Below are 16,017 nucleotides of genomic sequence, written 5' to 3'. Positions count from 1 at the left end.
AAACCGCGAAACAACCCCTAACTCAACACCAAATCATCCGCGAAAAATCTCCCAACATTCCCGCGCAATCTCCCAATCTTCCTGAGTATGAATCACCAAAACCCGCACCGCAGAATCAACCGCCGCCACATCATCATCAACCGGTGAATTCAAATTATTCTCCCCATCCAACCTTAACCCAATAAACCCAAAAACCTCGCAAGCCGCAGCCCGCACAACCGCCGAATTTTCCCCAACACCCGCAGTAAAAATCAAAGCATCCAACCCGCCCAAACTCGCCAACATCGCCCCGATACCAGCCCGCAAACGGTGCACATAAATATCCAAAGCAAGTTGAGCCCGAGAATTGCCATCTTTAATCGCTGCCAAAATTTGCCGCATATCGCTAGAAACCCCAGAAATTCCTTTTAAACCAGATTTCCGATTCAGAATATTATCTAGTTCCTCAGCGGTAAAGTGCGATCGCCCTAACAGATGAATTATGATACCAGGATCGATCGCCCCCGATCGACTTCCCATCATCAAACCATCCAAAGGAGTAAAACCCATCGTAGTATCAACACACCGGCCACCGCGAACCGCCGCCAGAGAGCATCCATTGCCCAAATGACAGCTAATCAGCCGCAAATCGCCAGAATCGCGGTTGAGAATTTCCGCAGCCCTGCGAGCGCAATATTGATGGCTAATGCCGTGAAAACCGTAGCGGCGAATCCCCTCTTCCAGCCATTCGTAGGGCCCAGGATAAACAAACGCAGCGGGCGGCAATTGAGCGTGAAAAGCTGTATCAAAAACAGCAACTTGCGGCACATTTCCCAGTATTTTTTCAATTGCTTCGATGCCTTCCAAATTAACCGGATTGTGGACGGGAGCAAACTCAGATAAACGAGAAATTTCCTCTTTTACTTCCGGCGAAATCAGCTTGCTTTGCTGATATTTTCGCCCGCCGTGAACGACGCGATGACCGACAATATCAATGTCCTTTAAACTATTCATAACTTGAGTTTTTCCCTGCCACAGAGTCTCCAGCGTCCGAGCGATCGCCTCGGATCGAGAATTTGAAGCGAATTCTTCCGCAAGCGTATTGCCCGCAGCAGTTTTGACTTGCAACTCCCCGGCAGTTTCGCGGTGAGTCCAGTCTATTTGCGCTTCCCAGAGGGGTTGCGGCGCGCGATCGGGAAGTCGGTCATTTAGTTCGTACAAGCAGCTTTTGTGACTACTAGAACCTGCATTTAAAACTAGGATTTTCATGGTAATTGGTAATTGGTAATTCAGGGCTTACGCACTCCGATCTAAGAAACCAGATTTTTAGCTTTTGTGCTAGTTTGAACCCGTGTATTTTGCTAAATAACTCGGTTGTTGGCTACCCGTATTAATTGTTAACTATTCACTAATTATAACTTTGTTAAGGAATATGTCAAATTATTAAAAATTAATTCAATATGTAGCCACGGGTTGCTGTTGTTTGATATATCTTCATCATCAGATTTTGATGCACTAAAAATTAAGGATGCGATCGCCATGTTGCCAACAATTTTACTAACCGTTAGCGCCAGAACCGTAGAGTGGAGCCCCGAAATCGGTTTAATTATGATTATTTGCAATGTTGCAGCCATTGCTTTCGGCAGCTTAACCATCAAAAATCCTCACACAGGCCCAGCCGCGCCCTCAGCGAATCTGGTGGGCGGTTTGAGCTTGGGTGCGCTTGTCGGAAGTCTCTGCTTAGGTCATATTTTGGGAGCAGGTACGATTTTAGGATTGTCTTACTTGGGCGCACTTTAGTTTCAGACTGTAGGGTGCGATCGCGCACCTTACCGCCAATTTCAAGTACCGGGCAAATTGCGGAGAGTTTCATCCATGTAAGAGCGATCGCCCAAAACCTCCAGCATCGGCCCGCGCACATCAAACTTGACAACACTCACAGAAGCTGCTAATGCCGCAATGCGAAGGCGATAACTTCCCAAATCGATCCCCAACAAACTGCACAGAATAATCCGAATAGTCGCCTTGTGGGAAACCACCAAAACATTACCAGTCTTGTACTTTTCCTGAATTTCTGCAATCACTAAGGACGATCGGCTAGCAATTTGCACAGAAGTTTCCCCCTCAGTCGGTGGATTCCAAGCCGGTTCCGTCAACCAATTAATATAATCATCAGCATATTTTTCGCGAACCGATTCAACCGTTTCGCCTTCCCACTTGCCGTACTTAATTTCCTTCAATCCATCGCGCAGTTGCATTTCAATTCCCACAGCATCGCACAAAGGTTTAGCCGTAGCGATTGTGCGTTTCATGGGACTGACATAAACAGCATTCCAAGGCAATTTTGCGTAAGTTGCAGCAAACTGTTCGGCCATCATAGAACCTTCCGGTGTTAATTCTGCGTCGAGGTCGCCACAGTAGCCACCAGTCTTGCTGTAAGTTGTTTCACCGTGTCGCACAAAGTAAATTTTTAAGCTCATGAGTTAGTTAATTGTGTGTGAATTTTACTATGTTAGCAAAAGAGTTTAAAAAACTCCTTCAAATCATCGAGTGCAGGATTATCCCAATCCCAAATATTTTTTTTGTGTTCCATAACATAATCAAACCCAGACATACTGCATTTTCTGCCAGCTTGTTGCTGTTCGTTATCTGAGCAAGTATCATACCTGAGATAGATGCTCACCCAGAATTTATCAAAACCTTTCTGGTTAATTTGCTGTCCCTGGCTTTCTATGCAAGTTTTCCAGCTATTCAAACAATCAGCATGAGGAGATTCTATAGCCTTGATTGCCTTTAAAAGCGTTTCCAGTTCGCCTTTACCTCCAACATTTGTAAAGTAACAAGCCAATTGGGCTTTTGTTCCATTATCTCCACAAATATCGATAAATTGTTTAGTGCTTGACAAAGTTTCAGTTTCAGTTCCAAACCCATTTTTTATACAGTTGTTTACCAATCCCAGCCGCTCTTGCTCTAAATAGTTATCGATATCAATAATAATTCCTATTTTTTTTACCCCTTTTTTTGGAATCTCTGCTTTTAAATTTTTTAAAGCAGAGATTAACTTTGTTTCGTCCAAGCCGTCCAAACTTTTATAATCATTTATATAAATAGGTGATGCTACCTGGAGATCGCAGTTTAGTTTCTCAACCATTGCCTGCATGAAAATTCTATCATTTTTACTTTCTACTATGACAATATTACTCACCTCTCACTCCTTCTTGATGCTCTAGTGCGTAATTCAAAGTTTCCAAATCGCGCCGAATTCCGATTATTTGATCTGTTTTCCATTTCTTTGCCATTTCAAAATATGCGCTGCTGCATTCCTGATTTGGTTCTAAACCAACATCAGCAAATGCTTGAAGCATTTCTAAACTGTGAGTTGTTGCAAATATTTGAGTATCAAGTTCAACCGCCAACCTAAACAAAGTTCTCCAAAAATCTCGCTGATTAGTATAGTGAATACCATTTTCTATTTCATCTACTAACAGTATTTTGTGTTCCTGATTTACCAGTTTCAGGATAATATCTGCAACTCGGTTAATTGCATCTCCAAATAATGATAGAGGTAAACGGCTTTCACCTTTTCTTCTCAAGTAAAGCATTGGTTCCCCGATCGAAAAACTTTCTACTGATTCTATCGCCGGATCGATAACTTGAAAAGCTTTTAGAACTTCGCTATCTTTTTTATCCAAATCCAAACGCGCTCTATCGTATGCTTCTGTAAGATTTTTCCCCGAAATCCTCATAAACGATGGAATGATGGGCGATGAGCCGTCAGCATGGGGAATGCCCGAATTTATTATACCCTTAGAGCTAGCGATTACAGAGGATTTAATAGATTCTCCACCATCTCTAGTTAAGTTAATAGTTAGTACAGATAAACCTGAATTGTTACTAGATAAAAAATCTATAATCTCCTCTGCGTCTTTATCTGCGAAAATCTCTTTTAAATTACTAGACTTATCTATTGATACTTCTATATGATTGGTTTTGTTACTCTCATATTTTCCATTGATTACTATAACTCTCTCTTTGTTAAGTACATAAAATAAGTTATCCCAAGCCCTATCAGGCATGGCTTCCATAACTTTTGACGGCTCCCTTCTTAACGCTTTCAGCATTAGCAAGCTCTTAGCTTGTGGAGCGTCATTGAGCAGTAATGCTTCTAGCAAGGCTGTCTTGCCAGCATTATTTTTGCCGCCGATTAAATTCACTCTTTCAAACCCAGAAATTTTGGTCTTCTCAAAACACCTAAAATTTTGAATTTCTATTTCTTTAAGCATTGCCGCCTCTTTTGAATGTACAAATCCTAAATCGCGATGGATTTATGCTAAGATAACTTACATATTACATTCTTTTAATTATACTAGAGAAACGTCATGCAGAATGTAGACATTTTTGAAGTCATTGAACGTCATCCAACCAAGGTGAGTGGTGCATGGGTATTTCGGGGAACGCGCGTACCTGTTTCCGCCTTTTTCGAGAATCTTAAAGATGGAGCCTCTATTGACCAGTTTCTCGAATGGTTTCCGGGAGTAACTCGCGCCCAAGTTGAGGTGCTACTCGATCGCGCCCGACGCTCATTTTAGCATCATAATTATTCATCTCTCTCTAATCTTCCTCTGTGTTCTCTGCGTTCTCGGCGGTTAAATAATTCCGATCCAACCGGAATTAATATGATTCATTCTAACAGGACTTAGGGAAAAAAGGGAAGGACTTTAGTCCGCATCAATCTAGCTGACGAAAGACTAAAATCCTGACTACGAACCTATTAACCCGGTGCGCCCGATCGCACGCTGTGTTCACCCACCTCCGGATCTTTCGTTTCCTTCGGCATTTCCGACGACGAAACCGCGCCACCATGCGGCCACTTCCAATCGCGGATTTCCGGCATATCATCGCCGTGTTTCCTAATGTAATGCTTGTGCTCGATCAGCTTGTCCCGCATAGCCTGTTTGCCGTAAGCTGCAACAGAACTCAGTTTCGGAACGCGATCGAGTACATCACCAACTAAATGGAAGCGATCGAGATCGTTCATCACCACCATATCAAACGGCGTAGTAGTCGTCCCCTCTTCCTTGTAACCGCGAACGTGAATATTTGAGTGATTAGTCCGGCGGTAAGTCAAGCGGTGAATCAGCCAAGGATAGCCGTGAAAAGCAAAAATTACGTGCTTATCCTTCGTGAACAAAGCATCAAAATCGCGATCGGACAAACCGTGGGGATGTTCGCTAGTAGGTTGCAGCGTCATCAAATCCACCACATTTACCACCCGCACTTTTAGATCGGGATAATCTCGGCGCAGAATGTCAACAGCCGCCAAAGTTTCCAGCGTCGGAACATCGCCCGCACAAGCCATCACCACATCCGGTTCGCCACCTCGATCATTGCTAGCCCACTCCCAAATACCGAGGCCAGTCGTACAGTGTTTAATCGCAGCATCCATATCCAAATACTGCAAAGCCGGCTGCTTCCCTGCAATAATCACATTAACGTAGTTGCGGCTGCGGAGACAGTGATCGGTAACAGATAGCAAAGTGTTCGCATCGGGCGGCAAATAAATCCGCACAACTTCCGCTTTCTTGTTAATTACGTGGTCGATAAAACCCGGATCTTGGTGAGAAAAACCGTTGTGGTCTTGCCGCCAAACGTGGGATGTTAGTAAATAGTTGAGAGAGGCGATCGGTCGGCGCCAAGGAATATCGCGAGTAGTTTTCAACCATTTAGCGTGTTGGTTGAACATCGAATCAATGATGTGAATAAACGCCTCGTAGCAAGAGAAAAATCCGTGCCTTCCTGTTAGCAAATAACCTTCCAGCCATCCCTGACAGAGATGTTCGCTGAGGACTTCCATCACCCGCCCATCGGGGGTGAAGAGGTGGTCATCTTCCGGTAAAGTTTGGGCCATCCACTCCCGACTCGTCACTTCAAACACCGGATCGAGGCGATTTGAGGCCGTCTCGTCCGGCCCGACAACTCGGAAATTAGCATTTTCGTGATTGAGTTTCATCACGTCTCGCAGGAATCGCCCAGTCACGCGAGTTGCTTCGCCCATCGTAGTGCCAGGTTTTTGCACGTCTACGGCGTAGTCTGCAAAATTTGGCATTTTCAAGTCTCGCAGCAGCTTGCCGCCGTTAGCGTGGGGATTTGCCCCCATCCGTCGATCGCCCTTCGGTGCAAGTTCCGCCAATTCTGCAATCAGTTTACCCTTGTCGTCAAAGAGTTCTTCGGGCTTGTAGCTTTTCATCCAATCTTCGAGGAGTTGGACGTGTCCGGGCTTAGAAGCCATTTGTGCTAACGGTACTTGGTGCGATCGCCAAGAGCCCTCAGTTTTCTTACCATCAACCTCCTTGGGCCCAGTCCAGCCCTTGGGAGTTTTCATCACAATCATCGGCCACTGCGGGCGATCGGTAAAACCTTCAGTCCGGGCTTTTTCCTGAATCGCCTTAATTTCGCCGATCGCCCGATCAAGAGTTTCAGCCATCAACCGGTGCATCGTTTCCGGGTCTGAACCCTCCACCCAATAAGGCTTGTAGCCGTAACCAACCATCAAACTTTCCAATTCCTCGCGAGGAATGCGGGTCAACACGGTAGGATTCGCAATTTTGTAGCCGTTGAGGTGCAAAATCGGCAACACGGCCCCGTCCCGAACCGGGTTGAGAAACTTGTTAGAATGCCAGCTAGCAGCCAACGGGCCCGTTTCTGCTTCCCCGTCGCCGACAACAGCCGCCACAATCAAATCGGGATTGTCGAAGGCCGCCCCGTAGGCGTGGACGAGGGCGTAGCCGAGTTCGCCGCCTTCGTGAATCGAACCGGGAGTTTCCGGGGCGACGTGGCTGGGGATACCGCCGGGAAACGAAAACTGTTTGAACAGCCGTTTCATCCCTTCTTCATCTTCGGAAATGTTCGAGTAATATTCGCTATAAGTGCCTTCGAGATAGGTGTTAGCCACCAAGCCGGGCCCGCCGTGTCCGGGGCCTGCGATGTAGATGGCGTTAATGTCTTGGGCTTTGATGATGCGGTTGAGGTGAACGTAGATGAAGTTGAGGCCTGGAGTGGTGCCCCAATGTCCGAGGAGTCTCGGTTTGACGTGTTCGAGTTTGAGTTTTTCTTTGAGTAGCGGGTTGTCGAGGAGATAGATTTGTCCGACGGACAAATAGTTGGCGGCCCGCCAGTAGGCGTTCATTTTGCGTAGTTCTGAGTCGGAAAGCGGCTTTAATTGCGGGATCTCGGTGGTTCCTAACGTCATCGGCTGTTGACTCCTGAGTTTTGGTGGTTTGGTAAAGTTTTTTGGAAAGTTATTTAGCAAGTGCGATAGGTAATATTTTGCGATCTGTAATATTTGCTATTTTTATTCCCTTTGTTTTGCACAAACAATTGAATTGTATATCGTTTTTGTCTATATCAAAGTTTAAATGAATCTTAATTTTTTACTAAACATCGCGCAATTTTGAGGCTAGAAATGCGGCAACTAGCGAGGGCTCAAGGAATTCTGCAATAGAAAATACGAATTATGCAAGAGTTTTTGTAGGGCGCGGGTTGCGGGGCGATCGGTATATACTGCGCGTCGCCGGCTGTGTCGTGCAAGTCATGAAAATTCTGCTTCAGGTAGAGGTCAGAATTATTGATAATAAATCTAAACAATAAATGTAAAAAGTTATCGAGGGCGATCGCACGCGCTCAATTCATCTTTCACGGAATCGATACATGAACCGCAGATGAAAGGCAGATTCAACACAGATAGACGCAGATAATTTCAGATAATTTGTAATTTTTGCAAGAAGTATAGAGAAGACTGTGGGAGGCGAAGATTGTCCCAAGAAGTCGCGCATAACCTGCGTTCTTTTGAACCCGATGTCGTGACTGTTCAAAAAGCAGGAAACGCTAGACTATTCGAGCGAGGATGTATTAGCGCATTTGCGATCGTTGAAAATCGGGCTGTTTTGATTGTCAACCAGTGCGATTTATTTTAACTAGACAAGCTGGAACCTGCTGCGGTATTGTGGGCTGCACCCGAAATAACGGTATTGGTAGACTAACTGCTAATATGAATGATGCGATCTCTACTGCTGAGACTCTGAGGGGAAAATTGATTCGAGTCGATCGCACAGTCGCCGCCATCTATATATTAAGTCGATCGCCACACCGTAAAGCAAAGCAATCTCAACCAGAAAATCACTGCATCGGTTTGATTGCTGGCTATAACCCATCGCCGATATTTCCCGCTGAAAAAAATCTAAGACCCGACTAAAACAGGACACTCTGAAATCCGGCAAATATTGGACACAGTTGGCTGGTGGGAAACGACTAGCAGTTCGTGAGGATACCGGGGACGCGGGTCATTTTCTAACCAGATGGGGGGTACCATCATCACTTCATAGTAAGCGATCTTATGCAAAACTCCAGGCTGGGACTTCAATTCTACTGTCAAGCCCGCTCGGTACTCAAATGCTTCTTCCCAATCTAAGTTTTCATTCATATCCATATTCATATCCATAGCGATCGCGCCTCTTATCTTGTTTCGTTTCTCAATTATAGAGCCCTACATAAAACATTTGGTACTTTCTGTTGTTTTTGATACATTTTTTAACTTTTATGTGATATCCCTGACAATTTAACAGAGAAGAGCAATTGTCAATAAGTAAATAGGCTGATTTTGCCGGCTGGCGACAAGCAAGCCCAACAGCTAGGCTTGACAAGAGTTTGAGTTGATATGTCTCAAAAAATGTCGGGGCGGGCGATCGAACCGCCCCGATATTTATGACACAAAATAAGAGAATTTAAAGAACTGAAATCCGAACGATCGGGTGCATCTCAGTTTTGCATTTGTAGTGTGAGCGTCCCCGATCCTCATAATGCTAAAGTGTCCTACAGAAAATGCAAAAAATAACAGTAACAGAAGTCAGTGACGACAGACAAATGCCGACTATTCTCGATCGCCTCTATTGCATCCGCTGCACCCTATTGTGAGATTGCGGGTAAGCCGAAGATTCCTGCGGTGACTCGAAGCTATGACGATTCTGCGCCAACACAAATGCAGCAACTACCAAGAGAAAATAACCAAATCCTTTTTGAAGTTGTTGCGCGGAGACAAACTGTGCCAGATAAGCTCCTATTAAAGTCCCACATCCAGCCAAAAATGTAAATGAAACTGTGAGATTCCAGTCTAAGGAAATATGCCCTAAATAACCGAGTAGACCAGCTAGGGAATTGCAGGAAATAATTAACAAAGACGTGCCGATCGCTTTTTTCATAGGGACATTTCCCAACAAAACCAACGCAGGTACGATCGCAAACCCGCCACCAACACCGACTAACCCAGTCAAAATTCCCACGCCAAGCCCTTCAGTCATCAACCACAACCAGCAATATTTGCAAACAGGTTTTATGTACTGAATGGAATTTAATTCATCCGTCGTACTTAATACAGGCTCTGCTTTAGATGTCCGATAAATCATCAAGCCAGCAGCCAGCAGCATCGACAGTGCAAATAAAGTCATCTGCAATGCACTCGTAACCAATGGTAGCGTAGCAATCCGCGCCCCCAGATATGCCCCTAGCATCGTCGCAGAACCAAATATCGCCCCCTGTTTGAGAGCAAGATTGCCGCGTCTAGCATGGGGAATCACCCCCACCAAGCTAACAGTGCCAACAATAATTAAAGTCATGCCGATCGCAGGTTTAGGCGCAATTCCCATCACATAAACCAGCACAGGCAATGCTAGCACAGAGCCTCCACCGCCCAGCAACCCCAAGCTGATGCCGATCGCAATTGCCAGCAAATAACCTAGTATCAAAATCATCAGGTTATCCCTAGGGTTTTCCCGCTTGTTGGTTATAGGGCAATTTTGACAATAGCATTCCCATTGCACAAGTGTTTGTAACTCCGGCAAACACTAGCCCAGCCCCCACAAATCCGCTCAAAAATAAAAAATTAGAGGAAACAAATACCCCTAAAACTGTGCCGAGTAAGACTAAAGAGCCAGCAACCATCTGTATTTGACGAAACAGACTAATCGGTGCATTTTCATTTTTTTCTATGGGATAGCCCGCATTTTTCCACGTAGGAATCCCACCCCGGAGATGGCTAACATAATCAAAGCCTGCCTCTAGCAACTGTCTGCTGGCTTTGGCGGAACGATTTCCCGATTGACAGTACAGTACAAGTTTTTGTCCTGTTGCAGGAATTATTTGCTGCGGGTCAAATTTTGAGAGCGGGTGTAATTTTGCGCCGGGAATATGTTCGGCGGCATATTCAGCAGGTTCTCGAACATCTACCAGCATTACTGAGTTTTCTTCGAGCCACTGTTTTAAAGTTTGGGCATCAATTTCTTGAAGTTGCACATTGTTAGATAGTGTCATGGTTTTTCTCTAAGTATTCTGAAAAATTTAGGCAGAAAGTTGGCTTGAGTTGCCACACTGTTTATTGGCTGGTACTGCTTCCATGATTTTTTGAGGATTAGGCAGATCCAACGCATTCATGAATTGAATAAACTCGTCGCGGCTTCGCCCTGTAAACCGAGGATTCCAGTGTTTCTCTTCCTCAATTGAAGATACGGTTTGCCCGCGATAGTCATGTCCCGGATAAATCAATGTTGAATCTGGTAAAGTAAACAATTGCTGAGTGACTGAATCGAACAATGTTCCCGCATCGCCGCTTTGAAAATCAGTGCGTCCACAGCCTCGAATGAATAGAGCGTCACCGGTTAGCAGGTGAGTGTTGTTCGCGAGATATGCCATGTGGCTGTCTGTGTGTCCGGGAGTGGCGATCGCTTGAACTACCACCGCCCCAACTTTGAGCGTTTCGCCGTGGTGAATAAACTTGTCAGCACAGCCTACCTGTGCCGGGTATGGCACCACAGTCAAGCATCCTGTCGCCTCCCGCAGCTTTGAGGCGCTCGTGATGTGATCGGCATGAACGTGCGTTTCCACGCAATAGCGCAAGGTTAACCCCAATTCTTTGAGCAGCTTGAGGTCGCGTTCCACCTGCTCCAGAACTGGATCGACCAGTAGGGCTTCTTTGGAAATGCGATCGGCAATCAGATAAGTATAGGTACTGGTTTCCCGATCGAACAACTGACGAAACAGCATAGCTGACAGCCTCCAATATTGATAAATTCATCATATCACGATATAGTAGTATAATGCAATAAAGACTCCTCGAAACCGGGTTTTTCACCTAATCCGCGTTGCTCCAGCGAAAGATTTTCGTAAAAAAACCCGGTTTCTGACAAAAATAATGCAACTGTAGGAAAGACCCAAACCCATATCTAGTAAGTCATTCCTCATTTCAACTGTCAACTGTCAACTGTCAACTGCTATACTTCCACCTATGCCTCAGATTCCCGTTTCCGCTCTTGCTCAGGTTGCTGACTATTTCAAAGTTCTATCAGAATTGAGTCGGCTGCAAGTGCTGTGTGCGCTTAAAAATGGTGCTAAAAATGTCACTGAAATTATTGAAGAGACAGGGTTAGGACAAGCCAATGTGTCCAAACACCTGAAAATTTTGACGCAAGCAGGTATTGTGCAACGACAGCCCCAAGGAATCAGTGTTTACTATGAAATTATCGATCCAATGATTTTCAATTTATGCGAACTTGTTTGCCAGAGTCTGGAAATTCGATTGCAAGAACAGTCGCAACAATTGAAAGAATTGGATGGATTGCGTAAATCCTAATTGAACTCTCTGTACCGGTTTAGTTATTTCTGCACCTGCGATCGCCCGTATCGCCTTTCTGCTGGCCCGGGAGATTTTAGGCAAACGAGAGGTTATTGATGGGGTGCGTGGTGCGATCGCAACGGCACTCAGCAGTCACTGTTGACATGGAAGCCCTCACTCACCGCGATAAACTAGAACTAGCAGCAGAATTAATTCACAACGTTTTGCAAGAAACCTAACTAATAGGGCGATCGCCCTACAATATCAAATAGATACATAATTTATAAATCAAACAGGTTGTATGAAAATTCAAGAATTAGAAGCACAACTCCTAGCCTTGACGCCAAGCGAGAAAGCTCAAGTTATTCAATTATTAACCCAAGATTTAGCTAACACCTGGCAAGGAATTAGCAAAACTCCCGGTGTCTGCGGCGGTGATGCTTGTATTAGAAAGACTCGGATTTCTGTTTGGGTGTTGGTGAGTTTTCGCCACTTGGGTATGAAGGAATCCCAACTCTTAGAGAACTATCCCACACTAACTGCTACTGATTTAGCAAATGCCTGGGCTTACGCGGCCGCTTTCCCAGATGAAATTGAAATAGCTATCCGCGAGAATGACGAGGCAGACGAAATCTTAGATACACCTGAAAATATCAATTAGTAAAATATGCCATAATATAAATATTCGTTTCATAGCCTTCCACCTATGACCGCCCAAATCACGCTAAATTTGCCAGATGAAGTCTATCACCAAGCAGAATTGCTAGCGCAGCAACGCCACCGCAGCGTCAGTGAGATTCTAGTAGAAACTCTGGAAAATTTCCTATTACCACCAACTTCTAAACCAGTATCAGAATTGTCTGATGCAGAAGTAATCGCTCAGACTCAACTCCGGCTGCAACCAATCCAAGAACAACGATTAAGTGAATTGCTAGACCGCCAACAATCCGGTACAATTGCCTCTGTAGAACGCGATGAATTGCAGGCATTAATCCACATCTATGAAACTCGACTACTGCGACAAGCTCAAGCTTTAAATGAAGCTGTGCAGCGCGGCTTACTCGAACCATTAAAAGGATAATCACAATGGCAATCTCCGAACAAGTTCGAGCCAGAGTTCGCGCACAAGCTCAAAACCGATGCGGTTATTGTCGCAGTTTACAAATGTATGTCCTGGGAATATTGGAAATTGACCATATTATTCCTAAAGCGATTGGCGGTACTGATGAGGAAGAAAATCTCTGGCTGGCTTGTAGTTTGTGCAATAATTATAAAGGAACCCAAACTGACGCATTAGATCCGGTCACGCAAAAGCACGTTAAGTTATTTAATCCGCGTACTCAACAATGGTCACAATATTTTGCTTGGAGTGAAGACGCTACAGAAATTATTGGACTTACAGATTGCGGTCGTGCCACAGTTATAGCACTACAACTAAACAATAATATTGCTGTTACTGTTAGGCGTCAGTGGGTTAGTGCTGGATGGCATCCGCCAACAGATTCAAGTCTTTCATAACAGAGCCCATTAGCTTAGCGCCTCAATCAGAGCATCTTTCTTCATCTTAGTTATGCCAGCAATTCCTCTTTTCTTGGCTATTGCTTTTAATTCAACAGTAGTCATTGTTCTGAGAATAGTCACGTCGTTTATCGTATCTGGCATTGATTGGGGAGTCAGATAAAATACACTCTTAATTGCGTCAAGTTTTTTGCCTTTGGTAATACCGCATTTCAAGCTTGTGATTGGCTCAAAATTTTTCCAATACAGACGAGGAGCCTCATCAATTCGATTTGTAGCTACAGCAAGTTTAACTGATTTTAGATCGCTGTTCGGCTGTTCAATCAAATATTGCAATGCTGCCATAATTTCATCTCTGGATGCTGTGGAAAGATTAATTTTAGGCTTTTCCTCACCTGCAAGAATTTTAGTGAGTGTAGTAGTATCATCACTATCATTAGCAATAATGCACCATACTCTTTCTAGCCCAGCTTCTTGTGCTACAGCATAAACAAAAGAATTACTAATAACTTGATACCTGTCTTCACCAGTTTCTTTCACGATAACTGGAATCCAGTTTCGTCCACCCTTTTGTTTAAGTATGTTTGCACTAGCTTTGATCAAAAACTCAGGGGCATCAGTAGCATCCCCTGGGTCGATTTCATCTATGTAGAGATGCATCAAACTGCCAATAATGTTAGAAATTTTCATTGTAAAAAATACTCCTTCGCTAAATTTTTGTAGTAGTCATGGGCAGAACGATCTCGATAAACAGCAGGAATGCGTGAGAAGGCAGCATTAGCTATGTTAGCGTAACTTGGTACTTGATGAATATGTAAGTCTTTTTTCGCAGTGGTGTACTTAGGGTAGAAGTAGGGCCGTAGGTTAAACCCTTCTTTTTTGGCATTTACAAGAATATTGTTGATTGCTTGTTGAGCAACTTCTAGCTGTGGTTGTGTAATTTTTTCTCCATTAAGAAAGATTGGTAAGGCCATAGGATTTCCATATTGTTTATCGGCTTGTATTTCAGGGATGAATTTCTGAATTGCCTTTGCCGCATTCTCTAGGGAAAAGAGGTTGTTGTGCTTTGTAGGAATAAGAATAACATCAGCGGCATATACCGCAACTTGACTAATGAAACGCCAATTCGGGGATGAATCAATCAAAATATAATCATAGTCCTGCCTTGCAAAGTCGAGCTTCTTGTACAGTGTACGCCATTGCATTAACGCGCGAAGTTGATCCTCAGACTCGTTAGCCAGTTCATTGTCAGCAGGAATAATATCAAAACTGAGTTGTAATTTTCTATTAGAAAATTTATATGGAACCACGGCAGATTTTAGACCTATGTTCTTGTCTGTGAGAGCTTTTTTAACAAGCCCTGCACTAACAGGAATACCCAAAGCACTTGTTAAATCTTGTTGATTGAAATCAAAATCTATTACCAAAACTTTCTTGCCCAAGAAAGTTAAAATACCTGCGAGGTTAACTGTTGTAGTTGTTTTGCCAACACCTCCTTTGTTATTATAGATGGTTACTGTCAAGGCTCTACTGGGTGCTGCAATCTTCTTTTTTATATCACAAATAACTTGATCAACATTATTAAAGTCCAGAGCCAAGCATTGAGTCGCTGGGAAGATTACTTTGCCATGCTTTCTAAACAGTTGAACATGGGATGAGTTGGTAAGAATTCCCCATTCGGCTGACGTGCAATTAGAACCAAGTAACTGTCGCTTAAGTTGATTAACTGTTTTTAAGTATGCTGGTGTACCTTCAGTAAGATTGATATCTTTTCCTTTTAGCTCTACAAGGAGATAGGGATTAGATTTTGTGTGTAAGAAGATATCATTTCCAAGAGTTTTTCTAGCTGCTAGATCGACTATTCCACCATTAGTGTCATATTGGGGAACAACCTCATCAGATTGAAACCCCAATGCTTGCAAAAACTGAGGTGAAAAATGAGCACTGACAATAGCTTCAGAAGCGCTTTGAGGAAGACTTTGTAATGCAGCTTGAAGGGTAGTGGCTGGGGCATTCATGGGAAGGAAAATTAAGGAATAATTTTATCTGAGTATATCACTATAAATGACTATATTATTATGAATTTTGGCGAGGATCGCTAGAGGGAGGATGCCACCCTGCCCTAATCCATAAACGACGAGCTCTGATAATCGCTCCTTCATTATGATATAGATCGTTAAGGTCTAATCGATCGCAGGTTCCCCTACCTGTTGGAGTAATACCCATTATTTCTAAACCATCCGCAGACCAGTTAAAATGCTCAGACCATTGCTGTTGACGGGGGTTAAACAAAGTTACTTCTTGTTGTGTTTCTGGGTCAGTAGCAGTCACAAAATTATAGCGATTATTATTACAGCGATGACAAGCTAAAGCTAAGTTGTCAAGTTCATCGCTACCACCTATTGAGCGAGGTAAAATATGGTCTATCGTAAACAAAGTAGAGCTACTTTCTTCCGCTGAATGGCAATATTCACAAAGAAAATTAGCTTTACTTCTTACTAAATTTCTAGTGGCTCGGTTTACGGACATGAGGCTGCTATAACTTTAGCGTTAATTAAGGTAAAAATCCTATCTAGTTCGAGTAAGCTTGCTAATTCTACAACCTCTTCTGAAGTTAAAACATTAGCCTTTTTTCTCTCGGCTAATTCTTCTAATCTGGCTTGCAGATTTTCCGTAAATTTGAATAAGTAAAGATCTCTGACTTTCTGAATCGAAATCTCCCGATCGATCCAGTAGGAAGGTTGTACCATAAGTTCAGCTATCATAGTGATTCTACTACTCAGTTACTATAGCAATCCTAAATCATTATCTACACTTATTATGATATAATTATATGCAATGATTGATTGTGACAATAAAAA

At 43.7% G+C, this 16,017-nt stretch carries 21 protein-coding genes; 8 read left to right on the top strand and 13 right to left on the bottom strand.

What is annotated here, in order from left to right; all coding sequences use genetic code 11:
- Nucleotides 1–33: 33 nt before the first annotated feature.
- Nucleotides 34–1,248 carry an acetate kinase gene (locus QUB66_RS20150; RefSeq protein WP_332969490.1) on the bottom strand — a complete coding sequence of 405 codons (1,215 nt, stop codon included), beginning with the start codon at nucleotides 1,246–1,248 and terminating at the stop codon, nucleotides 34–36.
- Between the two features lie 210 nt (nucleotides 1,249–1,458).
- On the opposite strand from QUB66_RS20150, the gene psaK reads away from it, so the two are divergent.
- Entirely contained in the window at nucleotides 1,459–1,779 is a 321-nt protein-coding gene (psaK, locus tag QUB66_RS20145) for a photosystem I reaction center subunit PsaK (protein ID WP_332969488.1), read from the top strand.
- Nucleotides 1,780–1,820: 41 nt separating this feature from the next.
- Here psaK and QUB66_RS20140 read toward each other — a convergent pair whose 3' ends face one another.
- Genes QUB66_RS20140 through QUB66_RS20130 form a run of 3 tightly spaced genes read right to left on the bottom strand, consistent with a single transcriptional unit; the run spans nucleotide 1,821 to nucleotide 4,262 of the window.
- On the bottom strand, nucleotides 1,821–2,459 hold the full coding sequence (locus QUB66_RS20140) for a histidine phosphatase family protein (protein ID WP_332969487.1): 639 nt from the start codon (nucleotides 2,457–2,459) through the stop codon (nucleotides 1,821–1,823).
- 32 nt (nucleotides 2,460–2,491) lie between these two features.
- Nucleotides 2,492–3,184 (bottom strand): DUF3226 domain-containing protein, encoded by a 693-nt coding sequence (locus QUB66_RS20135; protein WP_332969485.1) that lies wholly within the window; start codon nucleotides 3,182–3,184, stop codon nucleotides 2,492–2,494.
- On the bottom strand, nucleotides 3,177–4,262 hold the full coding sequence (locus QUB66_RS20130) for an AAA family ATPase (protein ID WP_332969483.1): 1,086 nt from the start codon (nucleotides 4,260–4,262) through the stop codon (nucleotides 3,177–3,179). Before QUB66_RS20130 ends, QUB66_RS20135 begins: the two co-directional genes overlap by 8 nt.
- Nucleotides 4,263–4,358: 96 nt before the next feature.
- On the opposite strand from QUB66_RS20130, the gene QUB66_RS20125 reads away from it, so the two are divergent.
- Nucleotides 4,359–4,568: a DUF433 domain-containing protein gene (locus QUB66_RS20125; protein ID WP_332969482.1), complete on the top strand. Its 210-nt coding sequence runs from the start codon at nucleotides 4,359–4,361 to the stop codon at nucleotides 4,566–4,568.
- Nucleotides 4,569–4,750: 182 nt separating this feature from the next.
- On the opposite strand, the gene QUB66_RS20120 is transcribed toward QUB66_RS20125, so the two are convergent.
- Entirely contained in the window at nucleotides 4,751–7,228 is a 2,478-nt protein-coding gene (locus QUB66_RS20120) for a phosphoketolase family protein (RefSeq protein WP_332969480.1), read from the bottom strand.
- Between the two features lie 708 nt (nucleotides 7,229–7,936).
- On the opposite strand from QUB66_RS20120, the gene QUB66_RS20115 reads away from it, so the two are divergent.
- Entirely contained in the window at nucleotides 7,937–8,230 is a 294-nt protein-coding gene (locus QUB66_RS20115) for a hypothetical protein (RefSeq protein WP_332969479.1), read from the top strand.
- On the opposite strand, the gene QUB66_RS20110 is transcribed toward QUB66_RS20115, so the two are convergent.
- The 4 genes from QUB66_RS20110 to QUB66_RS20095 form a co-directional block, all read right to left on the bottom strand.
- Nucleotides 8,216–8,458: a hypothetical protein gene (locus QUB66_RS20110; protein ID WP_265235508.1), complete on the bottom strand. Its 243-nt coding sequence runs from the start codon at nucleotides 8,456–8,458 to the stop codon at nucleotides 8,216–8,218. The genes QUB66_RS20115 and QUB66_RS20110 overlap by 15 nt on opposite strands.
- A gap of 463 nt (nucleotides 8,459–8,921) precedes the next feature.
- On the bottom strand, nucleotides 8,922–9,782 hold the full coding sequence (locus QUB66_RS20105; RefSeq protein WP_332969478.1) for a sulfite exporter TauE/SafE family protein: 861 nt from the start codon (nucleotides 9,780–9,782) through the stop codon (nucleotides 8,922–8,924).
- A gap of 10 nt (nucleotides 9,783–9,792) precedes the next feature.
- Entirely contained in the window at nucleotides 9,793–10,341 is a 549-nt protein-coding gene (locus QUB66_RS20100; RefSeq protein ID WP_332969476.1) for a rhodanese-like domain-containing protein, read from the bottom strand.
- Nucleotides 10,342–10,368: 27 nt separating this feature from the next.
- Nucleotides 10,369–11,070, bottom strand: coding sequence for an MBL fold metallo-hydrolase (locus tag QUB66_RS20095; RefSeq protein ID WP_332969475.1), 702 nt, complete (start codon nucleotides 11,068–11,070; stop codon nucleotides 10,369–10,371).
- Between the two features lie 241 nt (nucleotides 11,071–11,311).
- On the opposite strand from QUB66_RS20095, the gene QUB66_RS20090 reads away from it, so the two are divergent.
- The 5 genes from QUB66_RS20090 to QUB66_RS20070 all read left to right on the top strand — a co-directional run bounded on the left by QUB66_RS20090 (nucleotide 11,312) and on the right by QUB66_RS20070 (nucleotide 13,156).
- Entirely contained in the window at nucleotides 11,312–11,656 is a 345-nt protein-coding gene (locus QUB66_RS20090) for an ArsR/SmtB family transcription factor (RefSeq protein WP_332969473.1), read from the top strand.
- Nucleotides 11,657–11,754: 98 nt separating this feature from the next.
- Nucleotides 11,755–11,877 (top strand): hypothetical protein, encoded by a 123-nt coding sequence (locus tag QUB66_RS20085; RefSeq protein ID WP_332969471.1) that lies wholly within the window; start codon nucleotides 11,755–11,757, stop codon nucleotides 11,875–11,877.
- 62 nt (nucleotides 11,878–11,939) lie between these two features.
- Nucleotides 11,940–12,299, top strand: a complete 360-nt coding sequence (locus QUB66_RS20080) for a DUF433 domain-containing protein (protein ID WP_332969470.1) — start codon at nucleotides 11,940–11,942, stop codon at nucleotides 12,297–12,299.
- Between the two features lie 45 nt (nucleotides 12,300–12,344).
- Nucleotides 12,345–12,719: a hypothetical protein gene (locus tag QUB66_RS20075; protein ID WP_332969469.1), complete on the top strand. Its 375-nt coding sequence runs from the start codon at nucleotides 12,345–12,347 to the stop codon at nucleotides 12,717–12,719.
- A 5-nt stretch (nucleotides 12,720–12,724) separates the two neighbouring features.
- Complete coding sequence (locus QUB66_RS20070) at nucleotides 12,725–13,156, top strand: HNH endonuclease (protein WP_332969468.1); 432 nt, start codon at nucleotides 12,725–12,727, stop codon at nucleotides 13,154–13,156.
- Nucleotides 13,157–13,165: 9 nt separating this feature from the next.
- Here the strand turns inward: QUB66_RS20070 and QUB66_RS20065 are convergent, their stop codons facing one another.
- Genes QUB66_RS20065 through QUB66_RS20050 form a run of 4 tightly spaced genes read right to left on the bottom strand, consistent with a single transcriptional unit; the run spans nucleotide 13,166 to nucleotide 15,921 of the window.
- On the bottom strand, nucleotides 13,166–13,846 hold the full coding sequence (locus QUB66_RS20065; RefSeq protein ID WP_332969467.1) for a Rho termination factor N-terminal domain-containing protein: 681 nt from the start codon (nucleotides 13,844–13,846) through the stop codon (nucleotides 13,166–13,168).
- Nucleotides 13,843–15,174 carry a ParA family protein gene (locus QUB66_RS20060; RefSeq protein WP_332969466.1) on the bottom strand — a complete coding sequence of 444 codons (1,332 nt, stop codon included), beginning with the start codon at nucleotides 15,172–15,174 and terminating at the stop codon, nucleotides 13,843–13,845. The genes QUB66_RS20065 and QUB66_RS20060 overlap by 4 nt, the downstream gene beginning before the upstream one ends.
- Nucleotides 15,175–15,232: 58 nt before the next feature.
- Nucleotides 15,233–15,685 carry an HNH endonuclease gene (locus QUB66_RS20055; protein ID WP_332969464.1) on the bottom strand — a complete coding sequence of 151 codons (453 nt, stop codon included), beginning with the start codon at nucleotides 15,683–15,685 and terminating at the stop codon, nucleotides 15,233–15,235.
- Nucleotides 15,676–15,921, bottom strand: coding sequence for a hypothetical protein (locus tag QUB66_RS20050; protein ID WP_332969463.1), 246 nt, complete (start codon nucleotides 15,919–15,921; stop codon nucleotides 15,676–15,678). Before QUB66_RS20050 ends, QUB66_RS20055 begins: the two co-directional genes overlap by 10 nt.
- Nucleotides 15,922–16,017: the final 96 nt, after the last annotated feature.

This window comes from Microcoleus sp. A2-C3, assembly GCF_036706065.1.
In the GTDB taxonomy this organism is placed as follows: Bacteria; Cyanobacteriota; Cyanobacteriia; order Cyanobacteriales; family Microcoleaceae; genus Microcoleus.
This window is presented reverse-complemented; position numbering and strand designations above follow the sequence as displayed.